This window comes from Nocardia anaemiae NBRC 100462 (assembly GCF_001612725.1).
Classification (GTDB): Bacteria; Actinomycetota; Actinomycetes; order Mycobacteriales; family Mycobacteriaceae; genus Nocardia; species Nocardia anaemiae.
The window spans coordinates 61,111-83,847 of sequence record NZ_BDAZ01000051.1; the positions used below are offsets into that span (position 1 = coordinate 61,111).

Here is a 22,737-nt window from a genome sequence, read left to right on the forward strand (position 1 = left end):
GGGTCCGCCGACGACGGCCGTCGACGGACCCGATACGCGTGAGGTAAGCGCTCAGCCGGAAGGTTCTACCCGGGAACGGCTCGGCCGGGTACGGCTCCCGCTCCGGCTGCTGGCAACCGGACGGCGGCGACGGCCGTTGCCGACTCGGATATCGCTCAGGTCCACATGCGACTTGTCCGCTATGCGTTCCAGCGCCTCCCAGATCTCGTCATCGTTGACAGGCACGGGCTGGGCCATTCTCTCCGCTTCTTCGACGGGCGGCCGCGCCGCTGCTGCGTTGACACCCCAGGCCTCCAGCCATACCGACAGTGGCACCTTCGACCAGTTGATGTCGCTCGGCCCGAACGGCGAGGTGTCCTCGCGGTCGGAGTACTGATGACCGAACCAGCTGACACCGGACGGGGTCGCGGGCGGGCGGTCCGTGCCGTAATAGCGCGGCACAATGAGTTTGACCGAGCGCAACTCGATGTCGGTAATGCCGACGAGCAGGTCGGGGTTGGCGGTGAAGTTGGTGTAGATCGAGGCGGCGTGCTTGTTGCCGAAGTACTCTTGGCCCTTCTTGATGAAGTCCTTCACCCCGACGGTTTGATCGCCGCGAATATTCCACTTCGCCCCGCCGTCCTCGACGTCGAGCATGAACGCCAGTTCCGGGAACACCCCGCCGGAAGCTTCCAGCTGATCTTTGAAGGTGCCCCAGTTGTCGTGGCCGGGCACCCAGAAGTGATAGGCGATGATCTTCTCGAGCTTGCCGCGGGCCACCATCTCCTTGGCGATACGCATGTTCTTCAAGAATTTCTCATCGACCTGATCGGCGATGGAGGCGCGGAAGGCGATCACCTTGTACGGGTAGGAGTCGTCGACATATTCGGCCTGGTAATGGCTGTAGTCGCCCCACTTGGTGATCGGTGACTCATGGTCGTGGATCTTGTCCGGGTCCCAGTCCTGTGGCAGACGCCAACCGTCCTTGATCACCGCATTCCACTCACCTTCATAGATCCCGCCGTAGCCGAACAGCGGATTGGGCGGCCAGCCCTTCGCCAACTGCAACGTGGTGGCCGCCTTGGGGGTGAGCCCATCGTTCCATTTCTTGGTGACCGGCAGGTCGAGCGCCTCCTGCCAGCGACCGAGCCCGTCCTTGGCCCACTGCGAGTCGCCCTCGTATTCCCCGGAGATCGATTCCATCGGGCCCTCCAGTGGCCCGTAGTAATACCCCGCGGGCAGTGGGAAGGCGGTCGGGTCAGGCGGACCGAAGATATTCAGATAACCCGCGCGCAGCCGATCGGCGAACTCTGCGATCTTCGGGCTGGTCGGTGGCAGCCCGATCTGGCTGTGCATCTCGTCGACCCGGTTCCAGTGCCCGCCCCAGAACACGGTGCCCTCGAACAATGCCAGCCCACGTTCCACCGCGTCTCGCTGGTGCTGCGGCATAGTGCGGCGCTGCCAGGGCAGGGCCGTGGCATCGAGGTCGATGGCGGTACCGGACAGGTGGTTGGAGTCCCAGACGTCGTTGTCCTCGCTCCAGCCCCAGTAATCGCGCGGTTTGAAAATATCTATCGGGCGGACATTGCGGTGCCACCAGGCGGCCCAGGCGGTAAGGATCGTGGCGGCGTCACCACCGCGGATTTCGATGCGTACATCTCGAGTGCCCGGGACGAGAAGCGTCTCACAATCCCTGCGCTCACACTCGCGCCAACCATTTTCGGTTATGCGGTTACCAGGCATGACGATGACTTCCCCTTTCACCGGTCGAACGCGGCTCTCGGCGAAGCTATCTTTTGCGGATTCACGTACCCATCGGCCAGACGCCGGGCCGCGTACTGAGACGCGGTCTACTCGAGCCATCACCACTCTGCGACCGCGGAAACAGACCCCTGGTGGTGATGACCAGCATCAAACTCCCTTGTCGAGTATGGAGCACCAGCTGTCGGGCCGTGCGAGTTTCGGATTTCTCGAGATGCGTCACTGGGCATGTATCGCTCGTCGCGGCGAGTTGGTCGATGCGCGCGAGCTGCGGCTGCTGGCGGCGCGAGACGATGATTGCCGCTTGCACCGTGTGCCGCCGTTATTCACATGTGCCACAGGATGATTGACCATGTCCTATGCTCTGCCCATGCCCTCGGCAGGGCAAGCGGCCAAGTCGCCAGGGCGCCTTGGCAATTGGGGTTATCGCGATAGGAGTGCCATGCAGCGCAATGCCAAGACGATGATGCAGGTGCTGGTCTTGGCCGGCCTCGTGGTGTCGGCCGGTTGTTCACAGGATTACAACGACAAGCGCGGCCGGGGCGACGCCCCCGTGCTGGACGGGCACGGCGACAACACTCCTGCCGAGGTGTTCAACATGCCGGACGGATTCGGCAATGTCGCAACGAAGTGCGTCGGTCACGGGTACCGGGCATACGTCACGACGAATGCCACCGGCCCGTCGAACATCCAGCTGGTCGCGGACGACACCTGCAAGACGAACCGATGAAAAAGTTCGCTGTCGCCGCCTGCCTGATGCTCGTCCTGACGGCTGGCTGCTCCCGCCAGCATTACGAGGAACGAGGCAAAGCCGACGCCCCGGTCAGCGGTCAGCATGGCGAGAACTCCGCCGCCGAGGTCTACAACTTCCCCGACGGGTTCGGAAACGTCGCCACCAAGTGCGTCGGGAAGGGTAAGCGTGCCTATACGACCACCCGCTCGGTCCAGGACGACGGCAAGGAAATCTGGATCATCCCGGCCAATGCGGTCATCGTCGACGACGCTGAATGCTCGCGCTGACATCGTCGAGTTCCAGTCGTACTCGACGAGGCTCTGCCAGATGCTGGCGCCGTCCCAGCCGGTGAAGTGGCCAGCAAGGTCGTCGAAGAACCAGATGAGATCGCTGTCGCCCGTGACGCTCAGCGTCACCTGGTGCACCGTGGCGAGTAGCCCGGGACCCCCGATCTGGACGCGGATTTCCCATATTTATGGGAGGGGCTTGCGTCGGTTGCCGGGCGAGGATGGGCTGGAACGGAAGGAGAAGACAATGTTCGCACGGACATCGACTTGGTCGGGAACGCCCGAGGCGCTGCGGAAATGGGCTGATCATGTGACAACCCAGGTGAAGGGATTCGTGGCCGGGCTGCCGGGAAACGCCGGTGCGGTGTTTCTGATCGACAGCGACTCCGGCTCGGCACTGACATTGACCCTGTGGGACACCGAGGATGCCGCTGCGGCGACCGACGAATTCGCTGAGCAGAGCAGGCGGGCGACGGTGGCGGCGACCGGGGTGGAGTTGGTCGCGCGCGGCCGGTATGAGGTCGTCGATCGGGTCTAGACTTCGAAGAGCAGCAGTGGAGGCGCAATGCTCAATGGCCCTGCCTTGGACCACCTCGCCGCATCTATTGTCCGGATGTGCCGGTCCGGTCTGAGTCCGGATCGGCTTCGGGATGCGGTGCTGGCGCGGCTGCGCTCGGCGGTGCCGGTCGATGCGCTGTGGTGGTCGGCAGTGGATCCGGCGACGCTGATCTTCACCCGCGCCTACCGCGAGGAATTGCCCGCCGAATCCGGCCCCTATTTCGTGGCGAACGAGTTCCTCGACACCGATGTCAACAAGTGGACCGCGCTCGCTCGCACGCCCCAAGGGGTCGACACCATGATGCATGCCACCGACGGTCGGCCCGCGCGGAGCAGTCGCTATCGCGATATTTTCGCACCGCTCGGCCTGCGCGACGAACTTCGCGCCGTGCTGCGCGTGCGCGGTAGCTGCTGGGGCTATATGTGCCTGCATCGCGAACCCGCACAAGACTTTTCGCCGGAGGAGGCATTGTTCGTGCAGCGCCTCGCGCCGTACCTCGGCGAAGGAATTCGCGCGGGTCTGCTGCTCGAAGACTGCGCGTTCGAGGATCCCGCCGACGCGCCGGGGCTGATTCTGCTCGACCTCGCGGGCACGGTGGTCGGGATGAACGAGGCCGCGCCGCAATGGCTCGACGAGTTGGGCGGTGCACCGGACGGCTCCGATCTGCCGATCGCGGTGTGGGCGTTGGCAACTCGGTTGCGTCATCTCGACCTGGACACTCCGGAACTGCCGAGGCTGCGGGTGCGAACCAGGGCAGGTAGGTGGGCGGTCCTGCACGCGTCGCTGGTGGGTACCGACACCACCGCGGTGATCCTCGAGCAGGCCCAGCCTGCCGAAGTCGCGCCGGTCATCATGGCTGCCTACGGGCTGACCGAGCAGGAACGCAAAGTCACCGCGCTCGTCTGCCAGGGCCTAACCACCCGCCGCATAGCCGCCCAGCTGTACCTCACCCACGACACCGTGCAAGACCACCTGAAATCTGTATTCGACCGCACCGGCGTGCACAGCCGCGGCGAACTGGTCGCGACCATCCTCCAGCGCGACTACGTCCCCAGGGCGCTCGCGGGCGACCGGATCGACCGCACCGGCGCATTCCACTCCAGTTGATTCAGAAATGCGGAAGCAAGTCTTCCGCAATGGGGTGGAGAGTGGTTCTCATGACGAACACAGCGACCATCCGCCCCTTCCGGATCGACATTTCACAGGCCGAGCTCGATGAGTTGCGTGCGCGGCTCGCCAGCGCACGGTTGCCGCATTCGGTGCCCGGCACCGAATCCGATTGGGGGCGTGGGATTGCGCCCGATTATCTGCGGGAGTTGGCCGAGTATTGGCGGGATGGGTTCGATTGGCGGGCGCAGGAGGCGAAGCTCAATGCGTATGACCAGTTCACGACCGAGATCGACGGGCAGACCATACATTTCTTCCATGTGCGTTCACCCGAGCCGGATGCGGTGCCGCTGCTGATCACGCATGGGTATCCGAGTTCGGTTGCCGAGTTCCTCGAGCTGATCGGGCCGTTGACCGATCCGCGGGCACACGGCGGGGATCCGGCGGATGCGTTCCATGTGGTGATTCCGTCGCTGCCGGGTTTCGGATTCTCGACGCCGCTGGCCTCGACGGGATGGGAGTTGGCGCGCACCACCGAGGCGTTCGCCGAACTCATGGCTCGGCTCGGTTACGAGAAGTTCGTCGCTCAGGGCGGTGATATCGGTGCGGGGGTGACCGGGCGGCTGGCCGCGACTCATCCGGAGCGGGTTATCGCGACGCATGTGAACAGTGACCAGGGCTCGCTCGGTCTGGTGGGCGAGCAGTTGCCTATGCCCGAGGGGTTGACCGAGGACGAACTCGCAGCCATCCAGGGCGCGCAGGCGAGGTGGAATCAGCAGAAGGGCTATCTGGTCCTGCAGAGTACCCAGCCCAATGCCATTGCCGCCGCGCTGACCGATTCCCCGATCGCCCAACTGGCGTGGATCGCGGAGAAATTCCAGGTCTGGACCGATCCGGCCCGGGCCACCGGCGAAGCCGTCGACCGTGACCTGCTGCTGACCAATATCAGCATCTACTGGTTCACCCGCAGCGGCGCCTCGGCCGCGCAATTCCTCTGGGAGACAGCGCATTCGGGTATGGATTGGGTGGCGCCGTCGGGTGTGCCGCAGGGGTGGGCGGTGTTCAACACCGATCCACTGATGCGTCGGGTGATGAATCCGGAAGGGCATATCGAGCACTTCAGCGAGTACGCCGAGGGTGGTCATTTCGCCGCGCTGGAGCAGCCGCAACTCCTCGTCGCGGATATCCGTACGTTCTTCCGGGCCTATCGCGGCTGAGCGGGTGAATGGGGCGGGCGCTGGCTCGCCCCATTACGTCATGAGGCGTACGAGCGCGTACGGATGTCGCGGCGATCGCACCGGCCTACCGTTTTCGGTATGACATGGAACGAAGTGAGCACGAGCAGATTCGCCCTGCTGACCACCTACAAGAAGGACGGCTCGCCGGTCGGCACCCCCGTATGGGTGGCTCCGGACGGTGAGCGGATCGTGGTGTGGACCAACCCGAAGACGTGGAAGGTCAAGCGGATTCGCCGCAATCCGGCGGTGACCCTACAGATATCCGACGGCCGCGGCCGTCCGAAGAGCGAGCAGAAGGTCGCGGGCAAGGCCGAGCTGCTGGATGCGGCGGGGACGCAGCGGGTGCGGGATCTGGTCTCGCGCAAATACGGGATCATCGGCACCGTGCTGATCCGCCTGCACAAGCTGTTCAAGGGTGCGGACGGATCCGTCGGGATCGCGATTACTCCGGCGTAGGTCAGGCCGATTCCGCGAGGCCCGCCGAGCGCCAGGTATCGGCGAGTTCTTGCAGCGGAATCTCCAGGGCGGCCGCGAGCGACACGATCGTGCCGAATGCGGGCGTCGGCAGCCGTCCGGTCTCGATTTTGCGCAGCGTCTCCGGTGAAATTCCGGCGGCTCGAGCGATCCGGGCCGGGTCGCGATCGGCGCGCGCCGCCCGCAGCCGGGCTCCGAGACGGCGACCGGCCTCGACCTGGGCGGGAGTCAACGGAAGTCGGACCATGCGACCAGACTATGGACGGTATTTAAATACCGCAAGCTCAACCGTTGTACTTCACCCGGAACGGTCCGCCGACACTGTTGAACAGCAGATCCCCATTCGGAAAGAACTCGATCAGCGCGTAGGCGCCGTTACCGAGATTGCTCTGCCCGAAGATGGTGCGGTGCACCGTCTTTCCGGTTTTCCAGTCCAGGCCGGTCACCTCCCAGCCGTCGGCCTTGGTGTAACCGTTGACGAAAACCACCCCGGATTTACTGCTCTCGGTGGGCACCATGCTCGTCGACACCACATCGGCACGCGACCACACCGATGACCAACTGTGGGTGGCCGGATCCCACTGGAACCGCTCGATACCCGACGGCGGCGCGAATACCGGCCCACCCGCGAGCACATCGACGAGCCGGTCCGGTGCGCCTTGCGGCCGGGCATTGTTGACCACGAATGCGCCGTATCCGTCCACCACGACCGACTGTTCGCTCTGGATGAATTCGGGCTGCGGATTCAGACCGGCCGTCACCTGGACCTGGTCGGCGATCCGATTGGATTTGGTGCCCGGCTTGGGTTGGAACCCTTCGGGAATGGCGTCTCGCCAGAACGCGACGAGTTTCATCCGATCGGCGCCGTCGGTCAGCACCACGAGACGGTCGGCCTTGCCGTAGCCCATGAGCGTCGGTGTCGAGCCGGTGCCGATGCCGAACTTCACCGCGGGCGGTTGCCGCCCGAAATCGTAGGGCGCGGCCCACGCACCGTCGGCGGCGTCGGTCGAGAGTTTGGATCCGTTCCAGACCACCTTGCGCATGATCTTGTCGGAGGCGGCGTAGATCCCGCCCTTGTCGTCCACGGCCATGGCGTTGGAGACCACCTCGTCGGCGCCGAAATGGACCTGCTGCGGTTCGCCTTGCAGGCTGCGGTCGATGATCGCCAGCCCGCGGGTGCTGAGCACGGCCAATTTGCCGTCATAGGTCATATTCAGGCCGACGATGGACTCGGGTTGCCCGCCGAGACCGGGAACGGTGCCGAGCCAGGGTTTGAAGTCGAGGGTGCGCAGAATCCGTACGCCCGCTTCGGGGTTGTTGGAATTCACCAGGCCGAACACGACGATCTGCGCGTCCTGCGTGACGTAGTAGACCCGGTTGTCCTTGTCCGCCAGGCTGTAGACGCCATTGACGATGCGCGTCCAATCGACGCCCCAGTCGTTGTGCACGGCCGCGTCCACCTGCCCGGCGTCGGTGAAGTTCTGGTCCAGTACCTGGTCCAACACCTGCGGGGCCAGGGGTTTCACGCCCGGTGCGTCGGCGCGGGCGATCTCGTGGAACATGCCATTGCCGACCTGGACATAGACCACGCCCTGGGTGGAGGAGACCCACATATGGTCCGGATCGGTGGCGGCGAGGGTCATGATGTTGACCGGTCCCGAGGTGATGCGCTGCTGCTGCTTCGGGTCGATGTGGAATTCGCCCTGGGGCGTTTGGTACGGGAAGGTGTCGGACTGGCCCGAATCGATGTGGGTGAGCCCGTAGGTCGCGGCGGCGAGGTAGGGATTGCGCGCGGGGCCCGCGGCGGTGCCCGACTGGTTCTGGTTCCGCACCGAATCGCTGCCGCAGGCGGCGGTGGCCACGGCCACGGCCAGCGCGACGGCGACGACGAGTGCCTTGCGACGCGGGCTCATCGCTTGCTCCTCTACGTTCGCTATCGGGAGTCGATCGGGCGGAACGCATGCCGCCCGGGGGTGGCGAACAACGAAACAAACCAGTGCTCTTTCGTGTCCGCGAACATAACACATCACCAGGTCACGCGGTCCGATTGGTATTTTTATACCGACCGCGGCTAGGCTTGGTATTAAAATACCGAGGTGGAGGTTGGGCATGGTGGAGTTGAAGTCTCCGGGCGAGATCGAACGCATGCGGGTGGCGGGGCGGTTCGTCGCCGAGATCCTGGCGGAAGTGCGTGCGATGGCGCGGGTCGGGGTGAATCTGCTCGAGCTGGAAGAGCATGTGCGGCAGCGGATTCGGGAGCGCGGCGCGGTCTCGTGCTACTGGGATTATGCGCCGTCGTTCGGCCGCGGTCCGTTCCGCAATACGATCTGCCTTTCGGTGAATGATGCTGTGCTGCACGGGCTTCCGTTCGACTATGCGCTGCGCGACGGTGATGTGCTGAGCATGGACCTGGCGCTGGGCATCGATGGGTGGGTCGCCGACTCGGCCACCAGCATGGTCGTCGGCACCGCCGATGCGGAGGACCTGCGGCTTGTCAAGGCCACCGAGGACGCGCTGGCGGCCGCGATCGCGGCCGCGCTGCCCGGTAATCGGATCGGCGATATCTCCGCGGCCATCGCGGAAGTCGCGCGGGCGAACGGCTATCCGGTGAATACCGAATTCGGCGGACACGGGCTCGGCCGGACGATGCATGAGGATCCGCATATACCGAATGCGGGACGCGCCGGTCGCGGGTATCCACTGCGGCCCGGTTTGACCATTGCGATCGAGCCGTGGTTCGCGCGCACGACCGACCGGATCTATACAGATCCGGACGGCTGGACGATCCGCTCGGCGGATGGTTCACGGACCGCGCACTCCGAACATACGGTCGCGATCACCGCGGACGGGCCGCAGGTGCTGACTGCGGCCGCATAACGGTCTCAATCCGTTTCGGAGAGCCAATCCGCGAGATCGGTGGCGGCGCGCAGCTCGGCCGCGACGCTCGCGCGTTCGGCTTGCGACAGCGGTATGGCCATGAGTTCGGCGCGCAACTTCTCGGCCCGCTCGGAATCGCCGGTGGCGACGGACAATTCGGCCAGCGCCGCAAGCGCCCGTGCCTTATCGACGGCCGCCGCTGCCACGCCGTAGCGACCGAGGCCGACTTCGAGCACCCGGATCGCTGTCGCATCGTCATTCTTGAAATCGCGCAGGATGCGGGCATTGTCCAAAACCCTTGCCAGGCCTTCGAGTTCGCGGGAACCGCCGTAGTCGACATCTTCGGGCTCGTCGCGCTGGATGTAGATGATGGTATTACCCACCGGGTCGACCACGCTGAATCTGCTTTGGCCGGGCCGGAATCGGGTGATGCGTGGACAACCCTTCGCGGGCACCTTCCCGTAACGCTTGCGCAGCGCCGCGGTGAATGCGCCGTGGCGCTCGGCGACATCGTCGAGCATGATCAGGCAACCGACCTGTTCGGTGGGGAGTTCGGCGCCCGGCGGTGCGGCGGCGAAGTGGACCGCGCAGCCATTGGCCTCGATCGCGCCGTAGGCGTATGGCCTGGTCTGTTCGTGGGTCACCGTGTAGCCCAGTGTTCGATAGAAGTCGAGGGTGTCTTTCAGGTCTCCGCTCCACAACACCGGAACCGCTGTATCGCTTGTCATCGCCCCTGCCTTGTACCGGTAATCAATTTTGACTACCCGAGGTTAGGGGCGTGAATTGTCGGAAGTCAAATTTGAGTAGTATGGCCGTCACGAGAGAAGGGAAGTCCGGATGTCGGCGGTGCGCCTGTTGGTCCTCGGCGTGATGCGGTTGCGTCACCCCACCTATGGCTACGCGGTGCGTCGCGAGCTGCTCTCCTGGCGTGCCGAAACCTGGACCAATGTGAAGCCGGGGTCGATCTATCACGCGCTGAAACAGCTGACGCAGGAAGGAAAATTGAGTGCGTTCGGAACCCAGGGCAGTACCGAGGGGCCGGGGCGGACGCTGTTCGAACTGACCGAGGCGGGGGAGGTCGAGTTCCGCAAGCTCATGGACGAGGCGCTGGTCAGCATCGATATGGAAGAACTCGGCGCGGGTATCGCCTTCATGGACGCGCTGCCACGCGCGCATGTCATCGAGAAGTTGCGTGAACAACGCCGCAATGCCGCGGCGGTTCGTGACGATCTGCTCGCCATGATCCCGACCTTCCCCGGCCGGTACGAACCGCCGCATGCGACCGATCTGCTCGAGCTGTGGAGCGGCGTTTTCGACAACCTGTCGAACTGGACCGGTGGCGTACTCGAGCGCCTGGAGGCGGGTGAATACCGGATGTCGGACTGATGGCAGGCCGCGCCCGCCGGTCCGACGGCGGATAGGCTGCCTCGCATGACGAACACGCTAGGTGCGGTCGGCAAGGCCGACTACGTGCTGCTGACCACCTTTCGCAAGGACGGCACACCGGTCGGCACCGCCGTCTGGGCCGCCGAGGACGACGGCAAGCTGTATGTGTGGACCGAAACCAATAGCTGGAAGGTCAAGCGGCTGCGAAACAATCCCGCCGTCACCGTTCAGCCGTGCAACCCGTCGGGTAAGCCGCGCGGTGAAGTCATCGAAGGCACTGGCCGGGTGCTCGACGCCGCCGACACCGAACGGGTGCGCAAGCTGATCAAGAAGAAGTACTGGCTGCTCGGCCCGATTCTGGTGACCGCGAGCAGTATTCGCCGCGGCAAGTCCGGCACCATCGGCCTCGAGATCACCCCGGCCGGGTAATCAGGTCGCCTGGCTCACCGAGGACATGTGGAAGTCCGGGATACGCAAGGGCGGCATGGCGGTTCGGGTGAACCAGTCCTTCCATTCACGGGGCAGCGTGGTCTCGGTGGCACCGGCTTCGGTGGTGCGGCGCAGTAGGTCGATAGGGCTTTCGTTGAAGCGGAAGTTATTGACCGCGGCGGTGACTTCGCCGTTTTCGACCAGATAGACGCCGTCGCGGGTGAGACCGGTGAGCAGCAGGGTGGCGGGATCGACCTCGCGGATGTACCAGAGCGTGGTGAGCAGCAGACCGCGCTCGGTCTTGGCGATCATCGCGTCGAGGCTCGCGCCGGAGCCGCCGGTCAGCAGCAGGTTCTCACCGGGAACCGTGGTGGGAGCGTCGAATTCGGCGGCGGTGGCACGCGGGTAGACCAGCGATTCGATGACGCCGTCGCGCAGCCAGTCCACGCGCCTGGCCGGTAGACCGTTGTCGAAGACCGACAGCGATTCCGAGGACGACGAAGTCGCGACGAACGGGCGATATTCGAGTCCGCCCGCGCTCGGATCGGAGTAGAGCGTCAATGGAATATCGCTGAGCCGCTCACCGATTCGGGTGCCACCCGCCTTGGCGAACGCGCTGTGCCCCTCGTGCGCGCCACGCCCCTCCATGGACCAGGCCAGGTAGATCATCAGGTCCGCGACCGCCGAGGGCGGCAGCAGGGTTTCGTAGCGTCCCGCGGGCAGCTCGACTCGGCGCTTGGACCAATCCAACCGCCGCGACAATTCGGTGAGCAGCGCGGGCACATCGACATCGGTGAAGTCCGCGGTGCCGACACCGACCCACGCACTCGCGAGATCCGTACCCTCACCACGCTTTCCATTGATCTCCACCGAACCGGTCGGCTGCACGAAGCGGCGGCGAATACCGGTGGAGGTGCCCAACCAGGTCGTGTGCATCTGGTGATAGGCGAAACCGTAGAGCCGATCAGCTCCGTCGAAGCCGCCCGCCAGCTCGCGTGCGAGATCGGTGAAAACCTCGATCCCGGTGCTGCCCGGCGCGGACGCCCAGTCGCTCCCGGCGTCCGGCAGACCATCCGAATCCGGCGTCAGCAGTGGCATCGCATCCTTCGCCGGTTCCGCGGTGCGGGCCGCCGTCTCGCTGGCGCGCACCACCGCTTCGATCTCGGCCGGGTCGACGCTGGTGGAGCTGACGCTGCCGACGCGCGCGGAGTTCGGGCCGTCGCGGAAGATCGAAATGACCGCCCAGTCCCGGGAAATCGAGGAGCCATTGGTGGTCATCGAGTTGCCCGCCCAGCGCAGCGACGCCTCGTGCGCATCGGTGACGATGACCATCGCCTCGTCCGCGTGCGAGAGCGCCAGCGCCTGCTCGACGACCGCACCTGCGGGCGACATCACCTCGATCACTGACCTGCCTCCGTCCGGGTGTTGAGAATGTTGATGCCGCGCACCAGGATCGACGGACAGCCGTGGCTGACCGCGGCGACCTGACCGGGTTGTGCCTTACCGCAGTTGAACGCGCCGCCGAGGCGCCAGGTGGACGGTCCCCCCACCGCCTCCATGGCACCCCAGAAGTCGGTGGTGGTGGCCTGATAGGCGACATCGCGCAGCTGGCCGTCGAGCTTGCCGTCGCGGATGCGGAAGAACCGCTGGCCGGTGAACTGGAAGTTGTAGCGCTGCATATCGATCGACCACGACTTGTCGCCGACGATATAGATGCCGTTCTCGACCCGGGAGATGAGTTCGGCGGTGCTGGTGTCGGTTTCGGGATCCGGTTGCAGTGAGACATTGGCCATGCGCTGGATCGGCACATGGTGCGGTGAATCCGCGTAGGAGCAGCCGTTGGAGCGTTCCAGGCCAAGGCGCGGCGCGAAGACACGGTCGAGTTGATAGCCGACCAGAATGCCTTCGCGCACCAGATCCCAGCGCTGTCCGGCGACGCCCTCGTCGTCGTATCCGACCGAAGCCAGACCGTGCACCTCGGTGCGGTCACCGGTGACGTGCATGATCGGCGTTCCGTATTTCAGTGTGCCGAGCTTGTCGGGGGTCGCGAACGAGGTACCCGCATAGGCGGATTCGTAGCCGATGGCGCGATCGTATTCGGTGGCGTGGCCGATGGATTCGTGGATGGTCAGCCACAGGTTGGTCGGGTCGATCACCAGGTCGGTCGGGCCCGCCTCGACGCTCGGCGCCTGCACCTTCTCGGTCAGCCACCCGGGGATCTGCGCCAGTTCCGCATTCCAGTCCCAGATTCCGTCCGCACCGGTGACGTACTCCCACCCGCGTCCGGCCGGTGCGGCGAGGGTGCGCATGGTCTCGAAGACACCCGCCGCCGCGTCCACGGTAATCGCCTCGAGCTGTGGGTGCAGGCGCACACGCTGTTGAGTGATCGCGGAGCCCGCGGTGTCGGCGTAGAAGGTCTGCTCCTTGACCTGCAGTACCGATGCGGTGACGTGATCGACCCCGTCGGCAGCGGACAGGCGGCCCGAATAGTCCTGCAGCACAGCGACCTTATCGGCGGTCGGCACCGTGAACGGGTCCACATCGTAGGCCGAAACCCAGTGCACATTGTCGTATCGCGGCTCGGCAGCGAGTTCGACGCGCTCCCGATTGAGGGCGCGCAGGGTCGTCGCCACGGTGACCGCACGCCGCGCCACCTCGGCCGCGGTCTCCGGGGTGAGTGCGGCATGCGAGGCGAAACCCCAGGTGCCGTCGACGATCACGCGAACGGCGAAGCCGAGGTCGGTGGCATTGCTGATCGCCTCGACCCGGCCGTCGCGCAGCCGGATCGACTGGGTGACCAGCCGATGCACCCGCAGATCGGCGTGCTGCGCACCTGCCGCCCGCGCTGCGGACAGGGCGGCGTCGGCCAGCGCGTGCAGTGGTAACGCAAGGAACTCGGCGTCCACATCATTGGAAGTCGCGATGCTCACCCGACCAAACTAGCCGGTTGCGGTGGCGAGCGCCGCTTCCGCTGCGCTGCCGCACACCTTGCGGAGATGCATCGACTGCCATGCCGCACGAAATGCCCAGCGGCGCAGTTCTAGACCATGGCCGCGGGGGTGGCGGCGACAAGACCGCCGTCGATGAGCAGGTCCTGACCATTGATGTAGGACGCCTCGTCGGAGGCGAGAAATGCGACCGCGGCGGCGACATCTTCCGAAGTTCCGATGCGCCCGGCGGCCACGGTGGCGATGGCGGCGGCCTGTACCTCCGGCGATGCTTCCGCATAGAACGCGGGAGTCCCGGTGTAACCCGGGCTCACCGAGTTGACCCGGATTCGCCGGGGAGCCAGTTCGGCCGCCAGTGTCCGGGCCAGGTTGTGCACCGCCGCCTTGGTCGCCGAATAGAGCGCCGCGCCGGGCCCGCCCCGATGCAGTGCGAATGATGCGTTGATCACGATCGCGCCGCCATCGGCCAACAGCGGAAGGGTGTGCTGGATGGTGAAGAAGGCGGCCTTGAAGTTGATGTCGACGACCCGGTAGAACTCGGCCTCGGTGACATCGGCGACCGCCTGGAATGCGCCGACTCCCGCATTGGCGAAAACCACGTCCAAGCGTCCGTAACGGTCCCAGATCGCGGTCGTCAATGCGGCGAGATCGGCGAGATTCGCTGCGTCGCCGGGTATTCCGAGGACGCGATCGCCAGCGTTCAGCACTTCGACCGCGGCATCCAGACGGGACTTGTCCCGCCCGGTGATCACAGCCCGCCCGCCCTCGTCGAGCAACCTGCGCGCGGTGGCCAACCCTATACCGCTGGTCCCGCCGGTGATCAACGCGATCTTGTTGTCGAATCGGGTATTGCTCGGCATGGCACGACCTCTCATACAGTTGGATAGTTCAAGAACATATGAACAGTTCGACTGTATGTCAACAATCGAGTAATTTGGTCCGGGTGATGACGGCACACCCCGAGCGGGATCGGATCGAGCTGGCGAATGTGTTCGCCGCACTGGGAAATCCATTGCGGCTACAGATCATTCGCGTGCTGGCGGATGGGGCGGAGCACACCTGCGGCTCGATCGTTGACGGTGTGCCGAAATCGAATCTGACACACCACTATCGGGTGCTGCGCGATGCGGGGATCATCTGGCAGCGGCCGTCCGGACGGGAAACCTTGCAGTCGTTGCGCCGTGACGATCTCGACGCCCGGTTTCCGGGTTTGCTGGATTCGGTGATCGACGCGGCCCGCCGGGATCAATCGCACGCGACTCGCATTTGATCACGGTTTGGCAGCATGGCGCGCGCGAAAGTCGTGGTTACCGTACCCAAGTCGGGTTATGCCGTACTGTGCCCGCGTGCCGCCATCCGCCCTCCGCGATCGCAAACGAGAACGTACCCGCCGTGCCCTGCTCGAGGCCGCCGTCGAACTTTTCGAGAACAGAGGCTATGAGGAAACCACGGTGGCCGATATCGCCGCTGCGGCCGAGGTCGGCACCCGGACCTTCTTCAACTACTTCGCCAGCAAGGAAGAGTTGCTCTTCCCGGAACAGGACGAACGGGTGCGCGCCGCGGTGGCGGCCATCGCGACTCGTCGGCCGGGCGAGCGACCGGTGGAGGTGTTGCTACGCGCGCTGCGGGCCGCGGGCGACAATCCGGGTGAACATCTCGTCGATGATCTGAGTGCGCGCATTGCCGCACTGCGCGCACAGGTTTCGCGTACCGTGCCCGCGGTGAGCGGTCGTGCCGCGCATGCGCAGTTGGTCGCCCAGCGCGAGATCGCTCGGCAGCTGCATATGGCATTTCCCGCCGAATTGGACGAGGTCGGGGCCGCCGCCCTGGTCGGTGCCGTCGTCGGCGCGGTCTCCGGCGCCCTGACGGTGCTGTTTCAAAGTCCGGTGGCCGGAGTCGACGGCGAGCGGCTACACCGCCAGATCCACGAAACGACCTCACGGGTGCTGCAGCCGTGGCTGGCGTCGAATACCAAGATGCATGCCGGACCTATGCATTGATCGGCTCAGCCGAACTGCTGCCAGCCCAAACGGATCACCATGCCGATGACGACCACCAGCAGTACCACGCGCACGAACTCCGCGCCCTTGCGTAATGCCATGTGCGAGCCGATGATCGCGCCCGCCACATTGCCGACCGCCATGGCCGCGCCCAGTGCGAACATGATGTGACCGGTGACGCCGAAGAAGATCAGCGCACCGAAATTGGATCCGCAGTTGATTACCTTCGCCATCGCGGCAGCGCGCACGAATTCGGTGCCGAGCAGTGTGGCGAAGGTAATGATCAGGAAGGTGCCGGTGCCGGGGCCGAGCAGTCCGTCGTAGAACCCGATCAACCCGGCGGCCAAGGCGATCACGAGGACGAACTTGCGCCGGGTCGGTGGGTGCGTGGCCAGGGTGATGCCGATCGACGGGCGCAGCGTGACGAAGACGGCGACGCCGACCAGCACCACCATCACGATCGGGATGAACAGGTCGCGATCGATGAGGGATACCGCCGCCGCGCCGGTCGCCGCGGTGACCGCCGCGATCGCGGCCGCTGGCAGCAGCGTGCGCCATTGCATGGGTACCTTGCGCGCGAATGTCATGACCGACGCGCCGGTGCCCGCGACGGCCGCGAGCTTATTGGTGCCGAGTGCGGTCTGTGGGGCGATGCCCGGTGCGACCAGGAACAGTGTCGGGAGAATGATCAATCCGCCGCCGCCGACCACCGCATCAACCCAGCCCGCGGCGGTCGCGGCCGTTAGTAAGGCCGCCCAGTCTGCAAAATCCACCCGGCCAGCCAACCAGATGGTTGGATCGGGCCCGTACCCACCTACGCTGATGTTCGTGCGCCGGTTCAGTCTGTGGCTTCGCGGCAAGCCCCTCATCTCGGATTCGATGCTGGCCGCCGTGCTGATGCTGCTCGAGATCCTCGGGGTGAGCAATTCCGATAGCAAGCTGGCATACCTGGGAATCGGCGTGCTGCTACCGGGGCCGGTCGCGTTTCGGCGGCTGTACCCGCGGGCGATGGCGGCCGCGATGCTCGGACTCTCGATCGCCTCGACTGTGGTGAGCTACGCCTCCGAGGACAACGCCGACCACATCGCGCTGTTCGGGCTCGGCATCATGCTGTACACACTGGTCGCGTATGTCGGTCGCAAGGAAGCACTTTGGTACGCCCTCGGCCTGATCGCCGACTGCACCAGCTCATTTCTCCTGATACACAAGCCAGCCGGTTCGGATCTGATCTTCACCGCGATGTTCTACGCGCTGTGCTGGACACTGGCCGAGTTCATCGGTGCCAGGCACGCTTACGACCAAGAGGTCGCGGCACGGCTCGCGGTCGCCGACTATGACCGGGAACGCCGCGCGCACGATGCCGTCGCCGCCGAACGCACCCGCATCGCCCGCGAACTGCACGATGTCGTCGCCCATGCGGTGAGTGTGATCATCGTGCAGGCCGACGGTGCCAAGTACGCACTGCGCCGCGATCCGGATTCGGCCGAGCGGGCGTTGGCCACGATCGCGAGCACCGGTCGCGAGGCCTTGCGGGAACTGCGGCGGACCGTCGCACTGCTGCGCATCGAACACGCCCCGGATCAATTGCCGCAGCACGGAACCGCGGGTCTGGCGAAGGTGGTCGAGATGATGCGCGATACCGGACTCGCGGTGGAACTCGAAATGACCGGGGAGCTGGACGATATCGCCCCCGAGGTGAGTCTGGGCATGCACCGCATCGTGACGGAATCGCTGACCAATACGCTGCGCCACGCGGGCTCGCATCCGAAGGCGTGGGTGCGAGTGCAGCGCCGCGAAACCGATGTGGTGATCGAAGTCAGCGATACCGGAGGGATTCCGGTGCAGGAGCAGGCCGCGAGCCCGATCGTCGGCGGTGGCATGGGATTGGTCGGCATGCGTGAACGCATCGCCGTACTCGGTGGCACGCTGGAAGCGGGGCGCACCTCCGATGGCGCGTGGCGGGTGCACGCGACCATCCCGCTGGTGCGCGGCAGCGAAAACGGTTAGCAGCAAGCCTCTTTCAGAGTCCCGCGCACAGTGTGCAAAACACGCTGGACGGGGCCGATAGATTAGGGGCGTGCCGATTACCGTTCTCGTCGTCGATGATCAGGAACTCATGCGCATGGGTTTGAAGATGGTGCTCGGTGCGCATCCGGACATCGAGGTGATCGGGGAGGCCGAGAACGGGGCCGCCGCGATAACGCGGGCCAAGGAGTTGCGGCCGGATGTGGTGCTGATGGATGTGCGGATGCCGGTCGTGGACGGGGTATCGGCTACGCAGCGCATCGTCGAGGCCGGTGACGGCTGCAAGGTGCTGGTCATGACGACCTTCGATCTCGACGAACATGCCTTGGGTGCGCTGCGGGCGGGCGCGAGCGGATTCCTTTTGAAGGACACGCCGCCCGAGGATCTGGTCTCGGCGATTCGGAGTGTCGCGGGTGGTGACGCGGTGGTGTCGCCGAAGGTGACCAAGCGGCTGCTGGACCGGCTCATCGTCGACGACCCGGGCGGTATGCGAGATCCGGCCGTACTCGAGGTACTGACCGCGCGGGAACGCGAAGTGCTCGAGCAGATCGCGGCCGGGCGGTCCAATGCCGAGATCGCCGAGCAGTTGTACCTTTCCGAGGCCACCGTCAAGACGCACGTCGGGCGGGTGCTGACGAAACTCGGTCTGCGCGACCGGGTTCAAGCTGTCGTGCTGGCCTACGAGACCGGATTGGTGCGACCGGGCGGGTGAGATCTCAGCCAGCTATCAGGCTGGATCGGGAGAAAAATCGGACCACGCGACGTTGAACCGGGTAGATCGTCCGAAAGGATCGCCATGCCCGCCGTACTGTTCGTGCTCTACGTCATCGTCGAGATCGCCGCGCTGATCGGCGTCGGTCACCTCATCGGTGTCGTGCCGACCATCCTGCTGCTCATCGCCGGATCCGCCGCGGGCATGCTGCTCATCGGCGCACAAGGCCGTCGCGTCTTCGAACAGTTCCGGCGCGCCGGACGCGGGGAGATCAGTCCGGGCACCGCGGTGGCGGACGGCGCGCTCGTCGCCGCCGGCGGGTTCCTGATGTTCATCCCGGGCCTGGTCACCTCGTTCTTCGGGCTGCTCCTGCTGCTGCCGCCGACCCGCTTCCTGGTTCGTCCGCTGGTGGCCGCGTTCGCCGCGCGCCGGTTCAGCCGTCTGGCCGCGGCGATGCCGTATCGCGGCGTGATCATCGACGGCAATGATGTGGTCGACGGGGTGGTGGTCACCGAGTGGTACGACGATCCTCGCCCCTCGACTCGTCCGGCCATCGGCGGCTGATCGAATTCACCCGGGGCCGGTTCCATAAACCGTGCCGACTGTCACCCTCGTGCCCATTTCGTGAGACGGATCAAAGGACTAGGGTGGCCGGATGGCGACCGAAGAGCTCACCGTCACGGTGAGTGAGGAGCTGGCAGCGGCCGTGCGACAGGCGGCCGCGGCTGCGGGACAGTCCATTTCCGGATTCACGGCTGCGGCATTGCGGTTGGAACTGATCGCGGTGGAGGCCGGTATGCGGGCCGCGCCCGGTGTCGCGCCGCCGAGATACGCGGAGGTCATGGCGGTGCTCGCGCAACCCGCGGACGTTTCGCCACCGACCATTTCGAGCGACCTGCAAGCGGTTGCCACGGAGCACGGGCTGTCCGACTCGACGGACTGAAACACCCATACGGCAGACTGGTGTCTCGTGAGTACCCAGTTGCTGATCGGCGGTCGTTTCTACAGCTCGAGTTCACCCGACGCGACGGCAATGGCCGTGACCGACGGCACCGTGGTGTGGCTGGGCGCCGAGCAACCGGGTCGCGCGCTGCATCCGGATGCGGAGATCATCGACCTCGACGGTGCTTTCGTGGCACCGGCGTTCGTCGATCCGCACGTGCATGTGACGGCACTGGGTCTGAAGCTGACCGGACTCGATCTGTCGACGGCGCGTTCACTCGAACACTGCCTGGAGCTGTTGCGCGCGTTCGCGGCGTCGCATCCCGACGGCGCGATTCTCGGCGACGGCTGGGACGAGACCGGATGGCCGGAGGGGCGGCCGCCGACGGTCGAGGAAATCGATGCGGCGGTGCGGCCCGGCCGACAGGTGTATCTGTCACGGGTGGACGCGCATTCGGCGGTGGTGTCTTCGGCGTTGTTGACTGCGGCGGTCACCGCCGCGACGGGATTCACCCGCGGTGCGCCCCTGCGCGCCGACGCGCACCATCTGGTGCGCACCGCGGTTCTCTCGGGATTGGATCGCGCACAACGGGATCGGGCGCGCAAGGCGGCGCTGGACACGGCGGCCGCGCACGGTGTCGTAGCCGTGCACGAATGCGCGGGACCAGAGATCGCCGGACGCACCGATATTCGTGAACTGGTCGAGTTCGAGCACGGTGTGCAGGTTCGGGCCTATTGGGGTGAGGCGGTGCGCAGCGCGGATGAGGCGCGGGCGCTGGTCGCCGAACTCGGGGTGCATGCGCTCGGCGGCGATCTGTTCGTGGACGGTTCGATCGGCTCGCACAGCGCCCAGCTGCGCGCGCCGTATGCCGATGACGGCGGAACCGGTCTCGGCTACCTCGACGCCGACGCGATCGCCGCACATGTGCGCGCCTGCACCGAGGCGGGCATCCAAGCCGGATTCCACGTCATCGGCGATGCCGCGATGGACGCTGTGGTCGCCGGATTCGGACAGGTGGTCGACGAACTCGGCGGTCCGGCGATCGCGTCCCGCGCGCACCGCGTCGAGCATGCCGAGATGATCGACGCCGATCAGATCGCGAAGCTGGCCTCCTGGGGTGTAATCGCCAGTGTCCAACCAGGTTTCGACGCGACATGGGGCGGTCCGGACGGAATGTACGCCAGCCGCCTCGGCGCCGAACGCGCTGCCACGCTGAATCCCTTCGCGGCCATGGCCGCGGCGGGCATCGCCCTCGCCATCGGCTCGGACGCACCGGTTACCGCACTGGACCCCTGGTCGGCAGTCCGCGCGGCAGTCAACCACCGCACCCCCGGCCACGGCCTTTCCCCCCGTGCCGCGTTCGCCGCCGCCACCCGTGGCGCCTGGCGCGCGGGCGGCATCCGCGACGGCGTGGCGGGTACCTTGGTGCCGGGAGCTCCCGCTTCCTACGCGATCTGGGACGCCGCCGACCTCGTCGTGGCCGCGGCCGCCGACACCGTCCAACGCTGGTCCACCGATCCGCGCTCCCGAGTCCCCGGTCTGCCCCCGCTCGACCCCGACGCGGACCTGCCTACCTGTCTGCGCACCGTCCACCGCGGAGTCACCATCCATGAGGCCTGAAACACTCGGCGCGGCTCTGCGCCGCCTGGCGGCGGCGTTCGGTCGGTATCCGGTGCCGAGTCGGTCGGTGGCGGCGGTGGTTTCGGGGCTGCTTATCTTCGGAAGCTTTCCGCCGCGGCCCTTCTGGTTCCTCGCGCCGATCGGGCTCGTGGTGCTGACGTTGACCGTGCGCGGCGCCGCGCGGCTGCGTGGTGGGTTCGGGTACGGGTTCCTGGCGGGGCTCGGATTTTTCGTGCCGCTGTTGCCGTGGACCGGCATTTACGTGGGGCCGGTGCCGTGGCTGGCCCTGTCGACGGTGTGTGCCTTATATATAGGACTATTCGGGCTTTCGGCGCGGTTGTTGTTTTCGCTGCCGGGGTGGCCGGTGTGGGTGGCGTCGGCGTGGACGGCCACCGAGTGGCTGCGATCGAGCTTCCCGTTCGGCGGATTCCCTTGGGGGCGCTTGGCATTCGGGCAGGCCGACGGGTGGTATCTGTCGCTGGCGGCGGTCGGGGGAGCGCCGCTCATCGGGTTCGCGGTGACGCTCACCGCGACCGCGGCGGCGGCACTGCTAGTGTACTTGTGGATTCACGTGGCGGTCGCATCGACGGATGATCCGTCGGCTGCCGGGACGGGCCGTACTTCCGCGACGACCCGCGTTGGCATTATCGCCGCGGCGGCCACGCTCGTTATCATCCCGATCATCGGAGTGGTCCTCCGGACCGCGCTTCCCGCCCCCGGAGAGGGCGACCGGACGATCACCGTCGCCGCCATCCAGGGCAGCGTGCCGCGGCTCGGGCTGGACTTCAATGCCCAGCGACGCGCCGTACTGGACAACCATGTCCGGCGCACCGAGGAATTGGCTCGAGCGATCGCGCAGGGAACGGCGCGCAAGCCGGACGTGGTGATATGGCCGGAGAACTCATCCGATATCGACCCGCTGCGCAATGCCGACGCGGCCGCGGAGATCACCGAGGCGTCCGAGCAGATCGGCGCGCCGATCCTGGTCGGCGCGGTGCTGGTGAACGGCGATCGCACGACGACGAACTCGGTCATCGTGTGGAACGGTGCGGCCGGGCCGGGAGAGCGGCACGACAAGAAGATCATCCAGCCGTTCGGCGAATACCTGCCGATGCGCGGCTTCTTCCGCCTGTTCTCCGACTACGCCGACCGCGCCGGATACTTCGTCCCCGGCCACGGCGACGGCACCGTCCGCGCCGACAACGTCGATATCGGCGTCGCGACCTGCTACGAGGTCGCCTTCGACCGCGCCTTCCGCGATTCCATGCACGCGGGTGCGCAATTGCTGACTGTGCCTACCAATAACGCCACCTTCGGCGACAGCGAGATGACCTATCAGCAGCTGGCCATGTCCCGGGTCCGCGCCGTCGAACACGGCCGCGCCCTGGTGGTCGCCGCGACCTCCGGTGTCAGCGCCATCATCACCGCGGACGGCACGGTCCAGCAGCAGACACCCGAATTCGTCCCCGCCGCGCTGGTCGCCCAACTGCCGTTGCGCAGCGACACAACAATCGCGACCCGATTCGGCGCCATTCCGGAGCTTGTCTCGGTTATTCTTTGCGCTGCTGCCGTCGTGGTGGCAGTTATCCGGCGGCGAAATGCCCGGGGCAAGTTAGCGAACGACCAGGCCACCATGGACCAGCCGGTCGGCTGAGCTCG

At 65.9% G+C, this 22,737-nt stretch carries 25 protein-coding genes and 1 pseudogene; 17 read left to right on the forward strand and 9 right to left on the reverse strand.

Annotated elements, in window-relative coordinates; translation table 11 throughout:
* Positions 1-51: 51 nt before the first annotated feature.
* Entirely contained in the window at positions 52-1,722 is a 1,671-nt protein-coding gene (locus NA5_RS26995; RefSeq protein WP_062990913.1) for a M15 family metallopeptidase, read from the reverse strand.
* A 460-nt stretch (positions 1,723-2,182) separates the two neighbouring features.
* On the opposite strand from NA5_RS26995, the gene NA5_RS27000 reads away from it, so the two are divergent.
* Both NA5_RS27000 and NA5_RS27005 read left to right on the forward strand, forming a co-directional pair.
* A complete protein-coding gene (locus NA5_RS27000) occupies positions 2,183-2,470 on the forward strand; it encodes a hypothetical protein (RefSeq protein WP_218020164.1) in 288 nt (95 codons plus the stop codon).
* A complete protein-coding gene (locus NA5_RS27005) occupies positions 2,467-2,760 on the forward strand; it encodes a hypothetical protein (protein ID WP_062990915.1) in 294 nt (97 codons plus the stop codon). The genes NA5_RS27000 and NA5_RS27005 overlap by 4 nt, the downstream gene beginning before the upstream one ends.
* Before the next feature lie 39 nt (positions 2,761-2,799).
* On the opposite strand, the pseudogene NA5_RS43295 reads toward NA5_RS27005, so the two are convergent.
* Positions 2,800-2,946, reverse strand: a pseudogene (locus NA5_RS43295) (DUF6228 family protein); the annotation flags it as partial.
* A 61-nt stretch (positions 2,947-3,007) separates the two neighbouring features.
* Here NA5_RS43295 and NA5_RS27010 point away from each other — a divergent pair.
* The 4 genes from NA5_RS27010 to NA5_RS27025 all read left to right on the forward strand — a co-directional run bounded on the left by NA5_RS27010 (position 3,008) and on the right by NA5_RS27025 (position 6,120).
* Entirely contained in the window at positions 3,008-3,298 is a 291-nt protein-coding gene (locus tag NA5_RS27010) for a hypothetical protein (RefSeq protein WP_157110658.1), read from the forward strand.
* 27 nt (positions 3,299-3,325) lie between these two features.
* Positions 3,326-4,426, forward strand: a complete 1,101-nt coding sequence (locus NA5_RS27015) for a LuxR C-terminal-related transcriptional regulator (protein WP_062990919.1) — start codon at positions 3,326-3,328, stop codon at positions 4,424-4,426.
* Positions 4,427-4,476: 50 nt separating this feature from the next.
* Entirely contained in the window at positions 4,477-5,643 is a 1,167-nt protein-coding gene (locus NA5_RS27020; protein ID WP_062990921.1) for an epoxide hydrolase family protein, read from the forward strand.
* A 99-nt stretch (positions 5,644-5,742) separates the two neighbouring features.
* On the forward strand, positions 5,743-6,120 hold the full coding sequence (locus NA5_RS27025) for a PPOX class F420-dependent oxidoreductase (protein WP_062990923.1): 378 nt from the start codon (positions 5,743-5,745) through the stop codon (positions 6,118-6,120).
* A 1-nt stretch (position 6,121) separates the two neighbouring features.
* Here the strand turns inward: NA5_RS27025 and NA5_RS27030 are convergent, their stop codons facing one another.
* Entirely contained in the window at positions 6,122-6,385 is a 264-nt protein-coding gene (locus NA5_RS27030) for a helix-turn-helix domain-containing protein (protein WP_062990925.1), read from the reverse strand.
* 37 nt (positions 6,386-6,422) lie between these two features.
* Positions 6,423-8,051 (reverse strand): hypothetical protein, encoded by a 1,629-nt coding sequence (locus tag NA5_RS27035; protein ID WP_063813610.1) that lies wholly within the window; start codon positions 8,049-8,051, stop codon positions 6,423-6,425.
* A 196-nt stretch (positions 8,052-8,247) separates the two neighbouring features.
* On the opposite strand from NA5_RS27035, the gene map reads away from it, so the two are divergent.
* On the forward strand, positions 8,248-9,015 hold the full coding sequence (gene map / locus NA5_RS27040; RefSeq protein ID WP_062990927.1) for a type I methionyl aminopeptidase: 768 nt from the start codon (positions 8,248-8,250) through the stop codon (positions 9,013-9,015).
* 5 nt (positions 9,016-9,020) lie between these two features.
* Here map and NA5_RS27045 read toward each other — a convergent pair whose 3' ends face one another.
* On the reverse strand, positions 9,021-9,743 hold the full coding sequence (locus tag NA5_RS27045; RefSeq protein WP_062990928.1) for a DUF8817 family protein: 723 nt from the start codon (positions 9,741-9,743) through the stop codon (positions 9,021-9,023).
* Between the two features lie 109 nt (positions 9,744-9,852).
* Between NA5_RS27045 and NA5_RS27050 the strand changes: the two genes are divergently transcribed.
* Both NA5_RS27050 and NA5_RS27055 read left to right on the forward strand, forming a co-directional pair.
* A complete protein-coding gene (locus NA5_RS27050) occupies positions 9,853-10,401 on the forward strand; it encodes a PadR family transcriptional regulator (RefSeq protein ID WP_062990929.1) in 549 nt (182 codons plus the stop codon).
* A gap of 45 nt (positions 10,402-10,446) precedes the next feature.
* Positions 10,447-10,830 (forward strand): PPOX class F420-dependent oxidoreductase, encoded by a 384-nt coding sequence (locus NA5_RS27055; RefSeq protein WP_062990931.1) that lies wholly within the window; start codon positions 10,447-10,449, stop codon positions 10,828-10,830.
* Here the strand turns inward: NA5_RS27055 and NA5_RS27060 are convergent, their stop codons facing one another.
* From NA5_RS27060 to NA5_RS27070, 3 genes are all read right to left on the reverse strand, one after another.
* Positions 10,831-12,222 carry a metallopeptidase TldD-related protein gene (locus NA5_RS27060; protein WP_062990999.1) on the reverse strand — a complete coding sequence of 464 codons (1,392 nt, stop codon included), beginning with the start codon at positions 12,220-12,222 and terminating at the stop codon, positions 10,831-10,833.
* 8 nt (positions 12,223-12,230) lie between these two features.
* Complete coding sequence (locus tag NA5_RS27065) at positions 12,231-13,760, reverse strand: TldD/PmbA family protein (protein ID WP_062990933.1); 1,530 nt, start codon at positions 13,758-13,760, stop codon at positions 12,231-12,233.
* A gap of 110 nt (positions 13,761-13,870) precedes the next feature.
* Positions 13,871-14,638: a glucose 1-dehydrogenase gene (locus NA5_RS27070; protein WP_062990935.1), complete on the reverse strand. Its 768-nt coding sequence runs from the start codon at positions 14,636-14,638 to the stop codon at positions 13,871-13,873.
* Positions 14,639-14,724: 86 nt separating this feature from the next.
* Here NA5_RS27070 and NA5_RS27075 point away from each other — a divergent pair, with 86 nt between their 5' ends.
* The gene (locus NA5_RS27075; RefSeq protein ID WP_218020165.1) at positions 14,725-15,048 is read left to right on the forward strand and encodes an ArsR/SmtB family transcription factor; all 324 of its coding nucleotides are present in this window, start codon (positions 14,725-14,727) and stop codon (positions 15,046-15,048) included.
* 76 nt (positions 15,049-15,124) lie between these two features.
* Complete coding sequence (locus NA5_RS27080; protein WP_245672417.1) at positions 15,125-15,778, forward strand: TetR/AcrR family transcriptional regulator; 654 nt, start codon at positions 15,125-15,127, stop codon at positions 15,776-15,778.
* A 5-nt stretch (positions 15,779-15,783) separates the two neighbouring features.
* Here the strand turns inward: NA5_RS27080 and NA5_RS27085 are convergent, their stop codons facing one another.
* Positions 15,784-16,551: a TSUP family transporter gene (locus tag NA5_RS27085; RefSeq protein ID WP_062990939.1), complete on the reverse strand. Its 768-nt coding sequence runs from the start codon at positions 16,549-16,551 to the stop codon at positions 15,784-15,786.
* Between the two features lie 55 nt (positions 16,552-16,606).
* Here NA5_RS27085 and NA5_RS27090 point away from each other — a divergent pair, with 55 nt between their 5' ends.
* The 6 genes from NA5_RS27090 (at position 16,607) to lnt (ending at position 22,732) form a co-directional block, all read left to right on the forward strand.
* A complete protein-coding gene (locus tag NA5_RS27090) occupies positions 16,607-17,785 on the forward strand; it encodes a sensor histidine kinase (protein ID WP_062991003.1) in 1,179 nt (392 codons plus the stop codon).
* A gap of 70 nt (positions 17,786-17,855) precedes the next feature.
* Positions 17,856-18,515 (forward strand): response regulator, encoded by a 660-nt coding sequence (locus NA5_RS27095; protein ID WP_062990941.1) that lies wholly within the window; start codon positions 17,856-17,858, stop codon positions 18,513-18,515.
* Positions 18,516-18,599: 84 nt separating this feature from the next.
* A complete protein-coding gene (locus NA5_RS27100; RefSeq protein WP_062990943.1) occupies positions 18,600-19,079 on the forward strand; it encodes an FxsA family protein in 480 nt (159 codons plus the stop codon).
* A 91-nt stretch (positions 19,080-19,170) separates the two neighbouring features.
* Positions 19,171-19,458, forward strand: a complete 288-nt coding sequence (locus NA5_RS27105) for a ribbon-helix-helix protein, CopG family (RefSeq protein WP_062990945.1) — start codon at positions 19,171-19,173, stop codon at positions 19,456-19,458.
* Positions 19,459-19,485: 27 nt separating this feature from the next.
* Entirely contained in the window at positions 19,486-21,078 is a 1,593-nt protein-coding gene (locus NA5_RS27110) for an amidohydrolase (RefSeq protein ID WP_062990959.1), read from the forward strand.
* Positions 21,068-22,732, forward strand: coding sequence for an apolipoprotein N-acyltransferase (gene lnt, locus NA5_RS27115; protein ID WP_062990963.1), 1,665 nt, complete (start codon positions 21,068-21,070; stop codon positions 22,730-22,732). The genes NA5_RS27110 and lnt overlap by 11 nt, the downstream gene beginning before the upstream one ends.
* Positions 22,733-22,737 lie beyond the last annotated feature (5 nt).